Origin of the sequence: Agrobacterium sp. InxBP2, from assembly GCF_026191755.1 — a bacterium.
GTDB classification, from domain to species: domain Bacteria; phylum Pseudomonadota; class Alphaproteobacteria; order Rhizobiales; family Rhizobiaceae; genus Agrobacterium; species Agrobacterium pusense.
Genome location: NZ_JAINDY010000026.1, coordinates 198,073 through 217,502, shown reverse-complemented (window position 1 = coordinate 217,502; position 19,430 = coordinate 198,073). Strand labels below are relative to the sequence as shown.

Below are 19,430 nucleotides of genomic sequence, written 5' to 3'. Positions count from 1 at the left end.
AGGGAGACCCATGTTCCACAACAACCGATTTCTGAATTCGACGATCCTGTGCTCGATGCTTGCCGTTCCTTTGGCCGGCGCAGCCAACGCACAGACTGCCCCGGCTGCCGAAACGAAACGGCCGAATGCGCCGGATCAGAAACCGGCTTTTGAGGGCCAGACGCGCGCGCCGCAGGCTGCTGCCCAGCCGAGCATCGAAAAAACCGTCGTCGCCGATGGCCTGCCGCATCTGTGGTCCATGGAATTCCTGCCCGATGGTCGCATGATCGTCGCTGCCAAGGAGGGCGCCATGCATATCGTCGCCGACGGCAAGGCCGGGCCGGCGATAGAAGGCGTGCCGGAGGTGGCTTCCGATGGACAGGGCGGGCTTCTCGACATAGCGCTGGCGCCCGATTTCGAAACCTCCCGGAAAATCTTCTTCTCCTTTTCCGAGCCGCGTGAGGGCGGTAACGGCACCTCCGTCGCATCGGCCAAACTGACAGAAGAAGGTGGGGCGGCGAAACTGGAAGACGTCTCGGTGATCTTCCGCCAGATGCCGACCTATGATGGCGACAAGCATTTCGGATCACGGCTGGTTTTCGGACCGGACAACGAACTTTACGTCACCGTCGGGGAGCGTTCAGATGCCACACCGCGCGTGCAGGCGCAGGATCTGTCGAGCGGTCTCGGAAAAGTCTTCCGGATCGATGCCGATGGCAAGGCCTTCGAGGGAAATCCCTTCGCCGGACAGCAGAATGCTCTTCCGGAAATCTGGAGCTACGGCCACCGCAATCTTCAAGCTGCGGCACTGGATGCTCAGGGCCGGCTCTGGACCGTCGAGCATGGGCCGAAGGGCGGCGACGAGCTGAACCTGCCGAAAGCGGGCCTTAACTATGGCTGGCCGGTGATTACCTACGGGGTGGAATACAGCGGCCGGGCGGTTGGCGAGGGTGCAACAGCCAAGGAAGGCATGGAACAGCCGGTTTATTATTGGGACCCCGTCATCGGCCCGTCCGGCATGGCCTTTTACGACGGCGACCAGATTCCCGAGTGGAAGGGGGCCTTCATCGTCGGCGGTCTGGTAAGTCAGGGCCTCGTCATCCTGCACATTGACGGCGACAGGGTTGCGACGGAAAGCCGATTGCCGCTGGAAGCGCGCATTCGTGATGTGAAAGTGGGTCCGGATGGCGCTGTCTACGCCGTGACTGAAGAACGCGGCGGCGGCAACTCGCAAATTTTACGGATCGCCAAGGCCACCTGAGAAGGCCATGACAGGAACAGCAGGCCGCCGGAACGAAGGCGGCCCGTTTTTCGTTTGCCGCAGCGTGAAACCTGCCGGGAAAAACAATGCCACAGCCGCCAACCCGCCTTCTTGCCAAAATCGGACTTGCCTATGTCAGTGATCAGGAACCGGGTATTTCCCGCGAGAAACGCGGACGCGGTTTCTGTTACCGGCTGCCGGGCGGCGAACTCCTCTGCGATAGTGATGAGCTGAAGCGCATCAAATCGCTCGGTGTACCGCCCGCGTATAAGGATGTCTGGATCTGCATCGACCCGTCGGGGCATCTGCAGGCCACCGGGTTTGATGCCCGCGGGCGAAAACAATATCGCTATCATCCCGACTGGCATACGCTCAGGGGAGAAACGAAGTTCTTCCAGCTCAAAAGCTTCGGAAGGGCGCTCCCTGCCATCCGCCGTCGCGCCATGGCCGACGTCGGTAAACAGGACCATGGGCAGGAAATGACGCTTGCAGCCCTCACCCTGTTGCTTGATGCCGCCTATTTGCGCGTCGGAAATCGCTCCTATCTTGAGAGTAACGGCACCTATGGCGCAACGACACTGCTCAAGCGCCACGTTTCCTTCGGTGAAACCATTGAACTGCGCTTCGCCGCCAAAGGCGGGCAGAAGGTGAAAAGGCAATTGCGACACCCGCGGCTACAGAAAATCCTGGAGGAGATTGCCGATCTTCCCGGCAAGGAACTCTTCGTCTGGCAGGATAGTGAAAACCGGGTTCACTCCGTCGATTCCAGCGATCTCAACGCATATCTCTCACGCATCGGCGGCCAGGGCATTTCCGCCAAGACCTTCCGCACCTGGGGCGGAACGCTCGCGGCCTTCTGCAACGCCATGGAGCATGTGGCAGCCGGTGAAAAACCGAGCATAAAAGGCATGTGCCAGGCTGCGGCGACCGAGCTTTCCAATACGCCTGCCATCTGCCGCAAGAGCTATGTGCACCCCGCTGTTCTCGATATCGCCACGGAGGAAAAGGCCCAGAAAAAGCTCAGCCGCATCTTGAAGGTCGGGGCAAAACCCGTCTCCGGCCTCAGGGCGGATGAACGACGTCTGCTGGCCTTTTTACCCTGACAGGTCAGCGGCCTCCCACCCATTCCGCCAGTTCGCGTTCGGCCTTTTCCAGCGCGCTGTAATTCAAAAGCTTGCGCAGGAAAGCGACGGTAACGGCGCGGGTTCTAAGATTATACCGGCCTTCCGCCTCGTCATCGCCGGCCGCCTGATGCACGTTCAGCTTCTCGTAGAGACTTTGCAGACGGTTCTGCACGCTGCGCAGCGACAGGTTCCGCCGGCGCGCGATCGCCTTATCGGTAAGTCCAAGCGCGACATCGACAAGAATTTCATATTCGGAATCGGTAAAGCCATGCGCCTTGCCGAGGCTCTTTTCCTGCAGGCCGCGCACTTCCCGGTCGATCACGCATTGCGCCTCGATGAAGATGCTGCGAAGGGCCAGCCGCAGTCGGTCATCGGAGGCGGATTTCAGCACATAGCCATAGGCGGCACCCTCAGGCACGATGCGGGAAACGCCACGTACATAGGCTTCGTCGGAATAATTGGACCAGAACAGGATGCGGGTATCCGGCCTTTCCTTCCAGATGGTGCGGGCCGCCTCGATGCCGTTGCGCTCGTTCATCTGCAAGTCCATGACGATATGGGCGGCGCGATTTTCCCGCGCCAGCTTTTCGCCGGTTCTGCCGTTTGCCGCCTCCAGCACCTTGTCGCATTCCGGCAGGGCGGCTCTTACCGCCTCGTTTAGATAGGCCCGGTGCAGGGCATCATCCTCAACGATGAGCACGTCCATGTCACATCTCCTCCCGGAAATTGAAAGCGCCCGCAGGCAGGGTGACGGTGATGCATGTACCCGCCCCATCACGGTTGCCGCCTCTGTCGAACCGGGCAGAGATCAGCCGCGCCCGCGTCTTCATGTTGCCCATGCCGAGACCGCCGGGGGCACCACTGTCACCGCCGCCATTGCCGTCATCGCTCACGGTCACCCGCAACCCGCCGTCGATTGCGGCCAGTCTCACGGCAATCGTTTCGGGCTGGGCATGGCGAATGGCATTGTTCACGGCCTCCTGCACGATGCGGAAGAGCGATATGGCCACCGTCTTGTCCAGCCTTTCAACCAGCCCCTCCGTCTCGTCCTTCACTGACCAGTCGATAGCGCATCCGCTGTCGCGCACGGAGCGGTCCACATAGGTCTCGATGGCTTCAACGACGCCGAACAATTGCAGGATCGAGGGTTTCGCCTCCTCGATGATCTCGCGTAGATCCTGCATGCAATGCTGCAGGCTGCGCACCACCGGCTCCAGCATCTCGCCGGAAATATCGGGAGTGTGGCTCATTCGCTCGATACGCCGCGCAAGCCGCGTCAGGTCGGCCAGAGTCTGGTCATGCAGGTCCATGCCGATGCGCTGCCGCTCGGCCTCCAGCGCTTCCGTCAATTGCAGCGCGCCGAGGCGCAGGCCTTCTTCGCGGGCATTGGCGCGCGCCTCCTCGATGGCCGAGCGCTTGGCCTGTTCAGCGGCACGAATGGCGTAGAAATAGGGTGCCAGCAAATCCGCAACGGCGCGCGCATTGGTGACATCTTCCATCGTATAGGCGTTCGACTGGTGCGACGAGCAACTGAGCGCGCCGATGATGTCGCCATGCACCTTCATGGGGACATGCAGGCGGCTGTGCAGGCCAAGTTCGATGATGGGGCTGGAAAATGACCCTTCGAAATGAAAGCGCGGATCGGAACAGGCGTCGCCGCTTAAAAGATATTCGACCGAGCCCGACAACAGCGACCGGATCGGGCTTCCGGTGAGAAGTGCGGGCGGCTGTCGGCTCCAGGCGCTGACCAGACCGCTCTCATAGGCAATGTGATACTTGTCATCCAGCTGCTTGATGCAGACATCCATGTGATCATGCGGGATGATATGGCTGATCTCGGTTGCTACCGCCTGAATGATGGCATTAAACTCCAGCTGCCCGGCGAGCAGCCTCGAAATGCCCATATAGTGATGAAAAAGAGCGCTTTTCGGCGTATCCAGCATGTGCGGACGCCCTCCCAAGCGTCTGCCTCCAATCCCTGCGGCGAAGATTTAACCCATCGGGTCCGCATTCTTCATTCTGCGCCCGGCAGTGGCCTTTCGTCCTGCGGGTTCCCGCAAGCTTTATGCGGAAATCCGCAGGAAGATTGCCGCGATCCGCCTATACAAGCCAAATCTTCTTGGTCATTCTCGCTTCTACTGGGGAAAGGAGCTCCAGTGCAAAGGAATTCCGCCTGCCGCCGAGGAGATTTGCGGCGTGCGAGAATTCCGGGCTCGAAAAGGGCAAGCCACGAGGGAGGAAATCAAATGGCTTTCAGGAAGATGCTTCTGGCATCGGCCGCTGTCGCATGTGCAGCGCTGCCGATCACCGCTCATGCCGATACGTCGGCAAAAAAGATTGCGCTTTCTAACAATTACGCAGGCAATTCCTGGCGTCAGGCGATGCTGACCAGCTGGGACAAGATCACCAAGCAGGCGGTTGCCGACAAGCAGGTGGCCGCAGCTGACGCCTTCACGACAGCCGAAAACCAGGCGACCGAACAGGCGGCGCAGATCCAGAACCTGATCCTGCAGGGTTACGACGCCATCGTCATCAACGCCGCTTCGCCGACTGCACTCAACGGCGCGGTTAAGGAAGCCTGCGATGCGGGCATCACCGTCGTATCCTTCGACGGCATCGTCACCGAGCCTTGTGCATGGCGCATTGCGGTCGACTTCAAGGCCATGGGCGCAAGCCAGATCGACTACCTTGCCAAGGCCATGCCGAAGGGCGGCAACCTGCTCGAAATTCGCGGCCTAGCCGGTGTTTCCGTGGATGACGAAATCCATGCTGGTATTGTCGACGCCGTCGCCAAGAACCCGCAATTCAAGATCGTTGGTTCGGTCAATGGCGACTGGGCACAGGATGTCGCCCAGCGCGCCGTTGCCGGCATTTTGCCAAGCCTTCCCGAGATCGCGGCCGTCGTAACGCAGGGTGGTGACGGTTACGGTGCGGCCCAGGCTTTTGCCGCCGCCAAGCGCCCGACGCCGACCATCGTCATGGGCAACCGCGAAGACGAGCTGCAATGGTGGAAACAGCAGAAGGATGCGAGCGGCTATGAGACCATGTCCGTCTCCATCGCACCCGGTGTTTCGACGCTGGCTTTCTGGGTGGCGCAGCAAATTCTCGACGGCAAGGATGTGAAGAAGGACCTGACGGTTCCCTTCCTGCGCATCGACCAGGCCAATCTCGAGGACAACCTCAAGAACACCCAGAAGGGTGGCGTGGCGAATGTGGAATATTCGCTTGAGGATGCCCAGAAGGTGATTTCCGCGGCGAAGTAACCCGCGGTTCCTACCTGACCCTGCGGCGCTTTCGAAGGAAGCGCCGCAGTTATCCCACATTCAATTTCAGATCACTGGCGTAATTGCTCATGAATGACATCATCGAGGCGGAAGAAGTCGTCGCCGCGCGCGGCGTGAAGGTCGTGTTCGGCGCGGTCAGGGCGCTGGACGGGGCCGATCTCGTCATCCGCGCCGGGGAATGCCTCGGGCTCGTCGGCCACAACGGCGCGGGCAAATCCACCATCGTCAATGTCATCAATGGCGGGCTCACACCGCATGAAGGCTCCATTTCCTATCGTGGGGACCAGAACCGCCACGGCATAGCCGCTGCGCGTGCGAGCGGCGTGCGCTGCGTCTTTCAGGAACTCTCGCTCTGCCCCAACCTGACAATCAGCGAAAACGTCCGCATCATGCATGCCGCCATGAACGGGCGGAACTGGCGCAGTCGCGCTCTTTCCATGATCCGCCAGACGCTCGACGAGATTTTTCCCGGCCACGGCATCGATTGCGAACTGACGATTGCCGAGCTTTCCATTGCGGAGAGGCAGATGGTGGAAATCGCCATCAATTTCTGCCGCACGCCTGAAGCCCCGAGGCTGGTCATTCTCGACGAGCCGACATCCTCGCTCGACGCGGGCCTTGCCGAACAGTTGATGGATTATGTCCGGCGTTTTGTGCGCACCGGCGGCTCCGTTCTGTTGATCTCGCATATTCTCGGTGAAATTCTTTCAACCGCCACCCGCATCGTTGTCATGAAGGATGGCCGCGTGGTAGCCAACCGGCCCGCCGCCGAATTCACCACGCGGACGCTGGTGGAGGCCATGGGCAGCGTCGTCAAGCCGCAGGACAGGCAAAAGGGTGAGAGCCGCAAGGCGGGCGAAGAGGTGCTTTCCATGCCGGCGCGCCGGGGCGAAGGCCTTGCCTTCGAGGCTTTCCGCGGAGAGATCATCGGCCTTGCCGGCCTCGGCGGCCATGGCCAGACCGAAGCGCTTCTCGACCTCTATCTTGCCCGCAACAGCAGCTGGCTGCCGACGCGCAAGACCGATATCGCTTTCGTCGCGGGCGACCGCAGCCTCAACGGCACCTTCCCGCTGTGGAGCATCCTGAAGAACCTCTCCATCGCGTCGCTGCGGGATATTTCATCCGCGGGCATTGTGGACAGGAGCAAGGAGAGCGAACTGGGCGCGCAGTGGAAAAAGCGTATCGAAATTCGCACGCCCGACATGGGCAACAAGATCCTGTCTCTCTCCGGCGGCAACCAGCAGAAAGTGCTTTTTGCCCGTGCGCTCGCCACCACCGCCGGCACCGTTTTGATGGACGATCCGATGCGCGGCGTCGATATCGGCACCAAACAGGAGGTCTACGATATCTTGAGAACTGAAGCCTCTCACGGCCGCACCTTCATCTGGTACTCGACCGAGATGGATGAAATCCGTCTCTGTGACCGGGTTTATGTCTTCCGCGACGGCGCCATTCAGGCCGAACTGGTGGGCGAGGACATCACTGAACAGAATGTGCTGGCCGCTTCCTTTGCCGGAGAAGACCACGCATGAAACTTTCGGCAAACGCACTCCGCCTCATCATTCCCGCCGCCTCGCTCGCCTTCCTGCTCGCCGCGGTCTTCTACATGCAGCCGCGTGCCATGAGCTACACCGGCTTGAACCTGCTGTTCAATCTGGCAGTGCCGATTGCACTCGCCACCATTGCGCAGATGCTCATCATGTCGGTCAACGATCTCGACCTGTCGATGGGCACCTTCGTCAGTTTCTGCGCCTGCGTCACCGCGACCTTCCTGCAAACGACGCCATTCCTCGGTATTGCGATCTTTGCCGGGGCGATCGCGGTTTATGCACTGCTCGGCGCCATCATCCATATCCGCGCCCTGCCCTCCATCGTCGTCACACTCGGCATGAGTTTCGTCTGGGGCGGCCTCGCCGTGCTCATTCTCCCCTCGCCCGGCGGCCAGGCGCCTGCCTTCATCCGCACGCTGATGACGGCGAAACCGCCTTTCGTGCCGATCGCGATCGTCGCCAGTATCCTGATTGCGGTCATCGCCCACTACATCGTCATGCGCTCCTCGTTCGGCGTGTTGATGCGCGGCGTCGGCGGAAATTTCCGCTCTGTCGAGCGTTCCGGCTGGTCAGTCATCGGCATCCGCGCCGCTACCTTTGCGCTGGCCGGTTTCTTCGCGGTGCTCTCCGGTATCACCCTCGTGGGCCTGACGACATCGGCCGACGCCAATATCGCGCTGCGCTACACGCTGCTGTCGATTGCCGGCGTCATCCTCGGCGGCGGCGAATTCGTCGGCGGAAGAGTATCGCCCATCGGTGCCGTCATCGGCGCGCTGACGCTGACGCTTGCAGGCTCCTTCCTCTCCTTCATGCGGATTTCGCCGGACTGGCAGATTGGCGCGCAAGGTGCAATCCTCATCATTGTGCTGGCATTGCGCATCCTGCTCAACCGTCTCGAAAAGCGGGAGAAAAATCAATGAACGGGCTCTCTTCCCTCACCAGAAAACCGTGGATCTGGTCCTTTGCCGCAACCATTGCGGTTTGGATCATCACCGTGCTCTTCACTGGCGGCGCAAGCTCATTCGGCCTGTCGCACGCAGCACTCACCTTCGCGGCCTTTTCTGTCATCGTCGGCATCGGCCAGATGTTCGTCATCACGCTCGGGCCCGGAAATATCGACCTCTGCGTTCCCGCGACGATGACGCTGTCGGGGACGCTTGCCTTGAAGTTCATGGATGTATCGGACAGCCTCATTCTGCCGGGATTGCTGATCGCCATCCTCATCGGTATCGCCATCGGCATCGGCAATTATGCCCTGATCAAGCTCCTGCGCATCCCGCCGATCATCGCGACGCTCTCCATGAGCTTCATCGTGCAGTCCATCGCCATCTGGTCGAACCGCGGCCTGCGCATCAAGCCGCCGGAAACATTGGCCACATTCGCCACATCGAGTTTTCTCGGCATTCCCAACGTCGCCCTGGTCGCCCTGCTGCTTTCCGTCATTGCATGGCTGCTGCTGGACCGCTCCTTCTACGGACGCTGGATTGCCGCCATCGGCCAGAGCACCTTCGCTGCGCGCATGACCGGCATTCCCGTGGATGGCGCACGCTTCGTCACCTACGTCCTCTGTGCGGTGCTGGCGGCAATTGCGGGTTATCTGCTCGCCAGCTTCTCCGGCGGTGCGGCGCTCAACATGGGCTCGGAATATCTGCTGATGTCCATCGCCGTCGTTGTCATTGGCGGCACAGCGGTGGCGGGAGGGGATTCCAACGTGCCCGGCATATGGGGCGCATCGCTCTTCATGTTCCTGGTGGTCTCGATGCTGAATACCTATGGTTTCGGCGCGGGCATCCGCCTCATCCTCACCGGTCTCATCATCATCTCCGTCATTCTTCTGGCGAGCGGCCCGAAGGCCACGCGCTGACCCCGAACGACAAGCCAAAGCGGACCACGCTCATGACCACAGACAAGACTTCACCTTACGAAATTCACGACGACCGTTTCCGCCACCTGATCGTCGGCAATGCCGAACTGGAAGAGCTTTATTCGGGCTGCCGCTGGGCAGAGGGACCGGTGTGGTTCGCCGACCTGAACTGCCTGCTTTTCAGCGATATCCCCAATGAGCGCATGCTTCGCTGGGTGCCGGATGGCGGAATCTCGGTTTATCGCCAGCCCTCCAACTTCACCAACGGCAACACCCGCGACCGGCAGGGACGTCTTGTGTCCTGCGAACATGGGGGCCGCCGCGTCACCCGCACCGAGGTCGACGGCTCGATCACCGTCCTTGCCGATAGCTACGACGGCAAGCGGCTGAACTCGCCCAATGACGTGGTGGTGAAATCAGATGGCAGCGTCTGGTTCACCGACCCGACCTACGGCATTCTGTCCGATTACGAGGGCTACAAGGCCGAGCCGGAGCAGAAGACCCGCAATGTCTACCGGCTCGATCCCGCTACCGGAAAGATCGACATCGCCATCGACGACTTCGTGCAGCCGAACGGCCTCGCATTTTCGCCTGACGAAACGAAGCTCTACATTGCCGACAGTTCCTACAGCCACGATGTCACCCGACCCCGCCATATCCGCGTCTTCGACGTCGTGGATGGCGTAAAACTCGCCAACGGCCGGGAATTCTGCAATATCGACAATGGCCTGCCAGATGGCTTTCGCCTCGACACGGCCGGCAATCTGTGGACGAGCGCCGGTGACGGCGTGCACTGCTTTGCGCCTGACGGCACACTCATCGGCAAGATCAAGGTGCCGCAGACAGTGGCGAACCTCACCTTCGGCGGGCCGAAAAAGAACCGCCTGTTCATCACCGCGACAAAATCGCTTTATTCGGTCTATGTCGCCGCAACCGGTGCACAGACACCCTGAAATCCGAAAACGCTGGTCTGGCAGGAAGTGGCAAGATCGCTTCAGAGCGCTATAATTGGCCCATGAGTGACGATTCCAACCTCTTCCTGACTGACGATATGGAGTTCGACGGCAAAGCGCCGGCCGTTGAACCAACCAGCCGCATGCTCTCCTGGGCACGCAATTCCGCTCTATACCGGCTGGAACAACGCATGATGACGGAAAAGCAGCTGCGCGACGCCATCATGCGCAAGGCACGGGAAAAATTCGAGGATATCGGCGCCGCGCAGATAAAGGCGCTTGGCGATTTCGCGGTGCGTTTCGCTTATGAGATCAAGGCGCTTGACGATACGGCCTTTGCGGAAATCACCGTGCGAAGCGGGCAGCGCAGCGGCAAATCGAAACGGGGGCTGGCGCAAAAGCTTCAGCTTAAGGGGATAGACCGGGAGACCGCAGCCGTCGTCCTTCAGGAAACCGACGATCTGGTCGCAGCCATCAATTTTGCGCGAAAACGCGCTTTTGGCCCTTACCGTCGGGTCGAGCTTGATGAGAAGCGCAAGGCAAAGGAGTTTTCGGCATTTGCCCGCAATGGTTTTGGTTTCGAAATCGGGTCGAAGGTTATGTCGATGACGACGGAAGAAGCGGAAGATATTTTATCGGAAGCACCGCTCTGACGTTATTGTCGCAGCGGACGGGTTTTCAGATAAGCGATGAGATCGGCGATATCACTCTCGCTCCAGAGGCCGAAAAAGCGCATTGCATTTCCCGGGAGCGCCTTCTTCGGACTGGACAGAAATTTCTGCAACTCCTCCTCCGACCAAACCCTGCCTGCCGCTCCAGCATCCTTCAGCGCCTGTGAATAGTGGCTGTAGTCAGCGATAGATGCGATGGGTCTTCCGACCACGCCCATCAGATGCGGCCCCATGCGGGTGCGCGGCGCGTCGATGCTGTGGCAGGTGGAGCAGCGGCTGAAAACCTTCTCGCCATGCGCAGCATCGCCTTCGGAGAAAGCGCCCGACGCCGGGAGGAGGATGAACGCGGCCGCGGCCGCGACTTTTTTGATCGGGGACATCATACCCTTGATAATACAACGCCCTCTGCGTCTGACAACGAAGAGGGCGTGTTTTGTCATGCGACCTAATGCCCGGCTCTAGCCTCCGGGCATCAGCCGGATCAGTTCATGGCCGTCAGCGTCACCGAGGTGCCGGTGGCGGCGAGGTTGAGGCCAACCTGGCCGGTCACGCTCACTGTCTGCAGCTGGATCGAGCCGGAAGTACCGCCGACGAGAACGTTCGTGCCAACGCCGAGACCGACGGTGACTTCAGCCGTTGCGCCCTGATAGAGGCCGCCAAGCGAACCGCGGTGGTAACCGGCTGTCGGGGCGAAAACGGCCCAGACCAGACGGCCCTGCGTGGTGAAACCAAGGTCAACGCCCATCTTGCGGATAGCGCCGCTATAGTGGTCGGTACGACGTGCGCCGATCGTGGACTGGAAGGTGCAATCCAGTTCCTTGGCCGAGCCGAGAACGTAACCGACGCCGCCGCCGATATCGCAGGTAAGGTAACCGATCTTGACGCCGTTGCGATCGTCCTGCTCCTGCGGAGCCGGCTCGTATCGTGCAAGGTCGGCAGCGAGTGCGGATGCGGTTCCGCCAAGGCCCATCGTCAATGCGGCAAAAGTTACGGCAACAGCCTTATTCATCTGATTATCTCCTGTTTTATTCCTACCCGCAGCAGCCCTTCTTGCCCTCTCCGGATATTGAATTCCGCACTGTTAACGTTTGTTCCCTGAAATCGATCCAAAACAACTTAATTGGAGGCGATGAAAGCCGAACGGTTAACAATGTCTGATGGCGGTAGGATGCCATTAAGACATTGTTAGGGCGGGAAATGCGTGCGGAATCACCATCAACAGCAAGCGTTGGCGGGCGTGGTTCTGCAGCAACAACATCAGAACGGCAGGGCCACGGGAAGGCCGGTGGCGGCGTGGGTCATCACGTCCATTCGCACGCCATAGATGCGCTCCAGCGTCTCCGGCGTCATGATCTCTTCCGGCGTTCCCCGGGCAATCAACCGGCCGGAATGCAGCGCGACGATCTCGTCGCAGAAGCGTGCCGCCATGTTGACGTCGTGCAGCACGACGATGACGCCAAGGCCTTTTTCACGCGACAGTCTCTGCACCAGCGAAAGCACCTCGATCTGGTGCGCCAGGTCGAGTGCGGAGATGGGTTCATCGAGAAGCAGGCTTTCGGCATTCTGGGCCACCAGCATGGCAAGCCAGACGCGCTGACGCTCGCCACCCGAAAGCGTATCCACCAGCCGGTCGCGGAAGGCAACGGTATCGGTAAGCTCGATCGCCTCGTCCACTTTTTCCTGATCCGCCTTCGTAAACTGGCCCAGGGCGCCGTGCCAGGGATAACGGCCAAGTGCAACCAGTTCTTTGGCCAGCATGCCGGAAGCGGCCGGCGTGTATTGCGGCAGATAGGCGAGCTTTCGCGCAAATTCCCGATTGCCCCAGGCGGCAAGCGCCTTCCCTTCGAAGGACACCCGGCCCGCCGTCGGCTCCTGTATCCGTGCGAGAATCTTCAGCAGCGTGGATTTTCCCGAACCGTTATGGCCGATCAGGCCGATGGTCTTGCCGGTCGCAAAACTGGCCGTCAGCGGCTGCAGCAATGTCCTGCCCGGCACTTCCATGGTGACGCCATCCAGAGAAAAAAGCGGCATATCATCGTAACCGGCCGCGGGCACTGCCTGACCCATGCTTCTCATCTCCATACATCTTTCAAAAAATTCATCATCGCCTGCCTGAAAGCCAGATCAGATAGGGCGCGCCGGCAAGCGCCGCAAAAAGTCCGAGCGGCAGTTCATAGGGAAAGGTCACCGTCCGCGCGCCAAGATCGGAAAGCGCCATCAGCACCGCGCCGAACAGGAAGGAGGCGAAGAGATGGTCACGTGGCGTTGTGAAACCGGAGCGCAGCGCAATATGGGGCGCCATCAACCCGACGAAACTCAAGGGACCAACCAGCAGCGAGGCGGCACCGGTGGCAATGCCGGCCACGGCGATGACGGCGGTTCGCGCAGCGCCGAGCGGCAGGCCGAGGGAGAGCGGCACATCCCGCCCAAGCGGCAGGATCGTCAGCCAGCGCGTGACCGATAACGCTCCCGCCAGAAGCACGATGGAAAGAACGGCGAGAAAGATCGCCGAAGCCGGCGTTGCCGTCGAACCCGAGCCGCTGAGCCAGGCGAGGATCTGCCATGCCCGCTGGTCGCCAATGGCAAGCAGCGCCGAAAGCACCGCCGAGCAGAGCGAACTGACGGCAATGCCCGCGAGCAGTATCTTTTCCGGCGGGAGGTGTCTGCGCACGGCGAAGAAGAGCACAAGGATCATGACGACCGCCGAGCCGATGCCGGCGCCGCAAAACAGTTCCAGCAGGCCTGCTGCCGGAAAAATGGTGATGGCGACGGCAAAACCGAGGCCCGCACCGCCGCTGACGCCGATCACCTCCGGGCTCGCCATCGGATTGCCTGTCAGTCGCTGCAAAAGAGCACCCGCCATCGCGAGAAGACCGCCAGCGGCCATGGCGGCCAGCAGCCGGGGCCAGCGGAACGGCAACAGGCTTTGCAGATCGTCCGCCTTCAGCATTTCCCAGCCATCCGGTCCCTTGCCAACGGCGAGTGCGGCAGACACCAGCACCGCCATGATGGCCAGTGCAGGCAGCAGGGACGTAAGCCGGCGTCTTGTCGCAAGCTCGACGCCTTCACCGCGCTGCACGTCTGTCGGCCGGATTTTCGGCAGGAGCCACAGAAGCAGCGGACCGCCGATCAGGGCCGTCACCGCTCCCGTTGGAAAAACTTCCGCCGTCGTGCTTGCCAGAAGCTGGACCAGACTATCGCAGAACCATAGAAGCAGACCGCCGAGCAGCGGCGAAACGAACAGAACGGAAGACGAGCGCCGCACGCCCAGCGCCCGGGTGAGTGCCGGTGCGGCAAGACCGATAAAGCTGACGAGACCGACCGCAGAAGCAACGAAGGCGGCCAGCATGACCGCGACGGCCGCAACCGCGAGCCTGATCGAAAACAGCGATACGCCGAGCGATCGAGCACCGGAATCGCCGAGACCGAGAACCGTCAAAGGCCTTATCAGCAGGCCGGTCAGAACGAGCCCTGCCAGAAGCTGGCAGGTGAGAGACAGGGCGTTCGACCAGTCCTGCTGGCTGAGCGAGCCGCCGTTCCAGACCACCAGAGACATCAGATATTCGCCCTGCGCGAGCGTCAGCGCCGCGGAAACGGAAGCGGCGGTGATGCCGACCAGCAATCCTGACACCACCATGGTCACCGGCTCGAAGGAGCGCCGCCAGCCAAGCAGGAAGACAATACCCGCGGCCGCAGCGGCCCCGGCAAGCGCCACCAGGGCGCGGTTGCCGTCCAGAACAGACGGAAAAAACAGGGTGGCGATGACGATGGCCAGTTGCGCGCCGGCCGAGATGCCGAGCGTCGAAGGATCGGCAATCGGATTGCGCAGCAATTGCTGGAAAAGCGCCCCGGACAGACCGAGCATCGCGCCCGCCAGAACGGAAACCGCCACGCGGGGCATCAGGCTGAAGGCGAAAATCACCTGATCCATCGACAGGCTGGCAGCATCGAACGGTGGACTGGGCCATGCGCTGAACGGCAGCCGGAGCAGCCCTGCATGCAAGGAGAGCCCGCAGGCGAGAGCGAACAGCAGCCCCAGGACAATCTGGAGAGGGCGCGCCGTCACAGGGCTTCCCCCCGCACCGAAAGCGCTTCGGTCAGAAGCCGCGCAAAACGCATGCCGGCGGTGATGCCGCCATAGGGGGCGACATTGGCAAGCGTCACAACGCGGTTTTCCCGCACGGCAGGCAGTGCCCGCCAGATTGCGCTGTTGCGCAACGTTTCCCGTGCCTCGACCGGAATATCGGAGACGACGACGATGCGGGCATCCGGCGAGGCCGCGAGGTTTTCAATCGGGACCGGAGCCGCGAAAGTGAATTGCGAGCGATCCACCCAGGCATTGGCGAGCCCCAGCCGGCCAAGAACATCCCCGAACATGCTGTCCGCACCGAAAGCGCGAAAATGCCGCGCGTCGCCGATATTGATCACATAGGTCGGCCGCGCCGCAAATCCGGCGAGGCGGGTCCGCATGGCGTGCAGCGCCGCTTCCGTTTCACCCAGAACCCTGCGCGCCTCTTCGGCCCGCCCGAGCTTTTCACCAAGCGCCGTGACTGCCGCCAGCGCCTTTGCGAAAGGCGGCTCGCCCTTTACGTAAAAGGGCAACGAGAAGACCGGCGCGATAGCTTCAAGCCTGCCGGTGTAGCGGGTGTAGAAGGGCGAGATCAGAATGAGATCGGGTCGGGTCAGTTGCAGGAGCTCGAAATTCGGAGCGCCGCGCAGGCCGAGATCGGCGACGGTTTCCGGGATTTCGGGCTCCACCGCACCCGCCCGGAACTGGATAAGCTCGGTCGCCGCTACCGGCATGACGCCAAGGGCCACGGCTGTTTCGAGCATCGCCCAGTCAATGGCGGCAATGCGCGGGGTCGACTGTGCCCGCGTCGCGCCAGCAAAGGCCGCAGCAGCGAGCAGGGCCAAAAACTCCCGCCGTCCCCAAACGGGAGACATCCATCGATCCTTGCGCGTCATGCCCCTGCTGCTTCACTTAGATGTGGCGTTACCAACGATAGGTCAGCTTGCCCATGACCGTTCTTCCGTCACCGTAATAGCATCCGAAAGTGGAGCAACTAGAAATATATTCTTTATCAGTCAAGTTTTGCACCATAAGCGAGGCGCGGTAGCCGTTCTTCTCGTAATGCACGCCGAGGTCGAGCAGGGCGAGCCCCTTCATCTCAAAGGTATTGGCGGCATCGCCGTAACGTTTTCCAACGTAACGAACACCGCCGCCGATGCCGAAACCTTCGAGCGCGGTATCTTCCGGGAAGGTGTAATCGAGCCAAAGGCTGGCGGCGTGCCGGGGGGTGCTATCAAGCTCGTTCCCATTATTCACACGGCCGGAGACCTCGCTGTCCATGTAGGTATAGGCCGCGCGCAGGTCGAGCCCGTCGACAAGGCTTGCAACGCCTTCAAGCTCTAGGCCTTTCACGTGCGCCTCATCCATCTGCTGCGTCACGCCACCAACCGTCGTTGTGACGTTCTTCTGTTTCAGATCGTAGATCGCCGCCGAAAAGAAACCGTCGAAACCTTCCGGCTGGTATTTGACACCCGCTTCCCATTGTTCACCGGTGGTCGGTTTTGGCGCATCACCGACAGCCGGCTGCGGCACCGGCTCGAAGGAGGTTGCATAGCTGACATAGGGCGCGATCCCGCCATCAAACAGATAGCTGACGCCGACACGACCGGTCAGCTTGTGGTCATCCTTGTCGAGCGTGCGATAGGTGGTGCCATTGAAGGTCGTGCCGCTGGTGCTTGCCCAGTCCTGCCGCAGGCCGGCAGTGATGCGCCAGTTCTCGATCGCCATCTCGTCCTGCGCATAAAGGCCGATCTGGGAAATATCGGTCTTCACATCGGCATAAAGCGTGCGCGAGGTAAGGCTGATCGGCCCGCCATAAACAGGATTGACGGGATTGAGCGGCGTTGCGGCCCAGAACTCGGTTTTGACGTTATTGTCGAAATAGCGGTAATCCAGCCCGACAAGCAGGGTATGATCGATCGGCCCCGTGGAAAAATCCGCCTGGAGGCTGTTGTCAATGTTGAAGGTGTTCAGCAGCTCGTCCTGGAACGTCGCATTGCGACGGATGAGATTGCCTATCATGCCGCCGCTGGTCGAAGACATGCCGAGCGCGCGGTAGGACCAGTCGAAATTGGAATAACGCGCATTCTGACGGAAGGTGAAGGTCTCATCGAAGCGGTGTTCAAATTCATAACCGATATTGGTGAACTTGCGGTTTGATGTATCGAAGGACGGATCACCGACATAAAAGCTGCGGTCCAGCATATTGCCGGGTCTGAAATAGGTCAGCGCCGGCGGCAGGCCGGAGGGCGAACTCGGATTGTCGTGCTGATAGGAGGCAAGAACAGTCAGCTTCGTATCCTCGTCCGGCTGCCATGTGAGAGCCGGCGCGATGAAATAACGGTCGTTCTGCAAATTGTCCGTCTGGGCATGGGCGTTGCGCGCAAGGCCGGTCAGGCGATAGGCGAAACTGTCGCTATCCGCCACCGGGCCGCCAATATCGAACATCGACTGATAATAATCGAAGCTGCCGATCTGCGCACCGACTTCACCGAACCGTTCGAAGGTCGGCCGTTTGCTGCTGAGATTGATAAGGCCGCCGGGATTGCCCTGCCCGTAGAGCACGGAAGCGGGCCCGCGAATGACCTCCACGCGCTCCAGACCGTAGACCTCAAAAGAAGGCGCACCGGCCGGCCGCATCAACCGCAGACCATTGAGGAACTGCAGCTGATTCCCCTGAAAGCCGCGAATGCGCGGCGCATCGAAACGCGGATCGGCGCCGAACGGCTGCGCAACCACCCCCGGGACGTAATTCAGCGCCTCGCCGAGATTGCGGACATCCTGCGCATCCATCTGATCTCTGGTGATGACGGATACCGATTGCGGCGTCTCGATCAGGGATCGCCCTGTCTTGGTGGCGCTGGCGCTGGTTGTTGCCACATAACCCTTCACGGGCGCCTTGGGGTCCTGATTTTTCGCGCCGTCAACGGTGATGGTCTGCAGCACCGTGGTTCCGGCGTCCTGAGCAAGGGCGGAAGCCGGGGCCAGGAACGCCACATAAGCAATGGCGGCGCAGCCACCAGCCAGAATGGAAATGTGTTTGATTTTTCCCTGCACGCCAAAATCCCTCGTCACCCGCACCAGCCATAGGCAGTCATTTACTGGAGAATTAAAGTCATCTTATTACGCAAGGTGCGGATTTCGATCCAATAAGTGAAACTGGATTTTTTCATAATTTTTGGTTATGAAATCTTTCTCCATAATAGTTTGGAATTATTCAAAACCTGCCAAAAAAGGCGCTGACAATGGGCAGAAAACCGGCGAACCGGGCTGACGCGTTCGAGCTGCGGCATCTGCGCTATTTCACCACGCTGGTGGACGAGCGCAATTTCGAGCGCGCCGCTGCCCGCCTCGGCATTGCCCAGCCGGGTTTGAGCCAGCAGATCATGGCGCTTGAACAGATCGTCGGCATGCCGTTGCTTGATCGCACAAGGCGGTCGGTGAAGCTCACCATGCCAGGCCAGCTTCTTTACGAGGATGCCCGGAAAATCCTTTCGAATGCCGAGGCGACGCTTGCAACGCTGAAGCGTGTCGGCCGCGGCGAAACCGGGCGCATCTCCATCGGTTATGTCGCCTCCGCCGCCTATTCCGGGTTGATGATACAGTCGATCGCCAGTTTCCGCGCCTCCCATCCCGATGTGGAGCTGCAATTGATCGAGATGGAAATGCGGCTGCAACTGGCCAGGATTGCCGACGGCAATCTGGATTTCGCCTTTATCCGCCCGCCCGCCCCTGTTCCGGAAGGTGTGACAACCCACGTGGTGTTGCGGGAGCCCTTGATGGCAGCGCTGCCGGAAAACCATCCTTTGGCTTTTGCCCCGCAGGTCGATCTGAAAAATCTTTCCGGTGAAGCCTTCATCACGCCGCGACAGCCGCCGGATGTCGGCTTTCATTACAACACCATCGAGGCCTGCAACGAAGCCGGGTTCCAGCCGGCAATCAGCCCGGAAGGCAGGGACTACACGACCATTGTCAGCATGGTGGCCATTGGCCTTGGCGTTGCGCTGGTGCCGCGCTCGCTTGATTGCCTGCGGTTGCCCGGCGTGCGCTATGTGCCGCTTGCGGCAAGCGCCACGACGTCGGACCTCGCCATCGCCCACCGGAAAACCGAAGCCTCGCCCGCCGTCAGGGCCTTCATTCTCCACGCCCGCAATTGAGCCGCGTGGAAGGAAATATCCGTGTCGCACCTTGTTCGCCGGGGACGAAAAATCCGCCGCCCTCCGTCGCGCGGCATTGATCGAGCGACGACGGTGCGCCGCAATGCCCGGAATTGCCGGGCAGATGGCTGCCTGCCGGACGTCGTTCCGGTGACCGGGTAAAAATCTCCTTCCCCGCATCTCCCCGCCGCCCCGGCCCACTGCATAATCGCGACAGATTTCGATTTATGGGAGACAGCAATGGCTGAGATTTACGACCACTACGCCGCCGGCCTCGAATCACCGGCTTCCCACGCTTTTGACGTCGTTCCGGACGATGCAAAGCCGCTTCCTTGCGCCACACGCGCGATCTATGTGGGCAATGGCGGACATCTTTGCCTGACTGTGCTTTCCGGGGCAACCGTGACCTTCCAGAACCTGCCCGCCGGCAGCCTGCTGCCGGTCCGCGCAACGCGGATATTTTCGACGCGCACCACCGCAACCGGCATTGTCGGGCTCAACTGATGGTCTTTCCGCGG

Annotated in this window: 18 protein-coding genes; 10 read left to right on the top strand and 8 right to left on the bottom strand. The window is 60.8% G+C overall.

Features of this window, described 5'->3' with window-relative positions:
• The first annotated feature begins 10 nt into the window (after positions 1–10).
• On the top strand, positions 11–1,240 hold the full coding sequence (locus tag K7A42_RS09025) for a PQQ-dependent sugar dehydrogenase (RefSeq protein ID WP_174151142.1): 1,230 nt from the start codon (positions 11–13) through the stop codon (positions 1,238–1,240).
• 86 nt (positions 1,241–1,326) lie between these two features.
• Positions 1,327–2,343 carry a DNA topoisomerase IB gene (locus tag K7A42_RS09020; RefSeq protein WP_004437641.1) on the top strand — a complete coding sequence of 339 codons (1,017 nt, stop codon included), beginning with the start codon at positions 1,327–1,329 and terminating at the stop codon, positions 2,341–2,343.
• Positions 2,344–2,347: 4 nt separating this feature from the next.
• On the opposite strand, the gene K7A42_RS09015 is transcribed toward K7A42_RS09020, so the two are convergent.
• Both K7A42_RS09015 and K7A42_RS09010 read right to left on the bottom strand, forming a co-directional pair.
• Positions 2,348–3,070 (bottom strand): response regulator transcription factor, encoded by a 723-nt coding sequence (locus K7A42_RS09015; protein WP_004437639.1) that lies wholly within the window; start codon positions 3,068–3,070, stop codon positions 2,348–2,350.
• A 1-nt stretch (position 3,071) separates the two neighbouring features.
• Complete coding sequence (locus K7A42_RS09010; protein ID WP_004437637.1) at positions 3,072–4,307, bottom strand: GAF domain-containing sensor histidine kinase; 1,236 nt, start codon at positions 4,305–4,307, stop codon at positions 3,072–3,074.
• Between the two features lie 303 nt (positions 4,308–4,610).
• On the opposite strand from K7A42_RS09010, the gene K7A42_RS09005 reads away from it, so the two are divergent.
• The 6 genes from K7A42_RS09005 to recX all read left to right on the top strand — a co-directional run bounded on the left by K7A42_RS09005 (position 4,611) and on the right by recX (position 10,668).
• The gene (locus tag K7A42_RS09005) at positions 4,611–5,627 is read left to right on the top strand and encodes an ABC transporter substrate-binding protein (protein ID WP_004437634.1); all 1,017 of its coding nucleotides are present in this window, start codon (positions 4,611–4,613) and stop codon (positions 5,625–5,627) included.
• A gap of 89 nt (positions 5,628–5,716) precedes the next feature.
• Entirely contained in the window at positions 5,717–7,180 is a 1,464-nt protein-coding gene (locus tag K7A42_RS09000; RefSeq protein ID WP_112555350.1) for an ATP-binding cassette domain-containing protein, read from the top strand.
• Entirely contained in the window at positions 7,177–8,118 is a 942-nt protein-coding gene (locus K7A42_RS08995; protein WP_282455076.1) for an ABC transporter permease, read from the top strand. Before K7A42_RS09000 ends, K7A42_RS08995 begins: the two co-directional genes overlap by 4 nt.
• Positions 8,115–9,062, top strand: a complete 948-nt coding sequence (locus tag K7A42_RS08990) for an ABC transporter permease (protein WP_004437622.1) — start codon at positions 8,115–8,117, stop codon at positions 9,060–9,062. The genes K7A42_RS08995 and K7A42_RS08990 overlap by 4 nt, the downstream gene beginning before the upstream one ends.
• Before the next feature lie 32 nt (positions 9,063–9,094).
• On the top strand, positions 9,095–10,015 hold the full coding sequence (locus K7A42_RS08985) for an SMP-30/gluconolactonase/LRE family protein (protein WP_006698128.1): 921 nt from the start codon (positions 9,095–9,097) through the stop codon (positions 10,013–10,015).
• Positions 10,016–10,077: 62 nt separating this feature from the next.
• Positions 10,078–10,668: a recombination regulator RecX gene (gene recX / locus K7A42_RS08980; protein WP_112555346.1), complete on the top strand. Its 591-nt coding sequence runs from the start codon at positions 10,078–10,080 to the stop codon at positions 10,666–10,668.
• A 2-nt stretch (positions 10,669–10,670) separates the two neighbouring features.
• On the opposite strand, the gene K7A42_RS08975 is transcribed toward recX, so the two are convergent.
• The 6 genes from K7A42_RS08975 to K7A42_RS08950 form a co-directional block, all read right to left on the bottom strand.
• Positions 10,671–11,069: a c-type cytochrome gene (locus tag K7A42_RS08975; protein WP_112555344.1), complete on the bottom strand. Its 399-nt coding sequence runs from the start codon at positions 11,067–11,069 to the stop codon at positions 10,671–10,673.
• Between the two features lie 98 nt (positions 11,070–11,167).
• Positions 11,168–11,695: a DUF992 domain-containing protein gene (locus K7A42_RS08970; RefSeq protein ID WP_112555342.1), complete on the bottom strand. Its 528-nt coding sequence runs from the start codon at positions 11,693–11,695 to the stop codon at positions 11,168–11,170.
• A 248-nt stretch (positions 11,696–11,943) separates the two neighbouring features.
• A complete protein-coding gene (locus tag K7A42_RS08965; protein ID WP_004437605.1) occupies positions 11,944–12,753 on the bottom strand; it encodes an ATP-binding cassette domain-containing protein in 810 nt (269 codons plus the stop codon).
• A gap of 34 nt (positions 12,754–12,787) precedes the next feature.
• Positions 12,788–14,752, bottom strand: a complete 1,965-nt coding sequence (gene fhuB / locus K7A42_RS08960) for a Fe(3+)-hydroxamate ABC transporter permease FhuB (RefSeq protein WP_136883274.1) — start codon at positions 14,750–14,752, stop codon at positions 12,788–12,790.
• On the bottom strand, positions 14,749–15,651 hold the full coding sequence (locus tag K7A42_RS08955; protein ID WP_162696227.1) for an iron-siderophore ABC transporter substrate-binding protein: 903 nt from the start codon (positions 15,649–15,651) through the stop codon (positions 14,749–14,751). Before K7A42_RS08955 ends, fhuB begins: the two co-directional genes overlap by 4 nt.
• Positions 15,652–15,679: 28 nt before the next feature.
• Positions 15,680–17,812 carry a TonB-dependent siderophore receptor gene (locus K7A42_RS08950; RefSeq protein WP_282455075.1) on the bottom strand — a complete coding sequence of 711 codons (2,133 nt, stop codon included), beginning with the start codon at positions 17,810–17,812 and terminating at the stop codon, positions 15,680–15,682.
• A 188-nt stretch (positions 17,813–18,000) separates the two neighbouring features.
• Here K7A42_RS08950 and K7A42_RS08945 point away from each other — a divergent pair, with 188 nt between their 5' ends.
• Complete coding sequence (locus tag K7A42_RS08945) at positions 18,001–18,912, top strand: LysR family transcriptional regulator (protein ID WP_037090568.1); 912 nt, start codon at positions 18,001–18,003, stop codon at positions 18,910–18,912.
• Between the two features lie 240 nt (positions 18,913–19,152).
• Positions 19,153–19,416: a spike base protein, RCAP_Rcc01079 family gene (locus K7A42_RS08940; RefSeq protein WP_022563408.1), complete on the top strand. Its 264-nt coding sequence runs from the start codon at positions 19,153–19,155 to the stop codon at positions 19,414–19,416.
• Positions 19,417–19,430 lie beyond the last annotated feature (14 nt).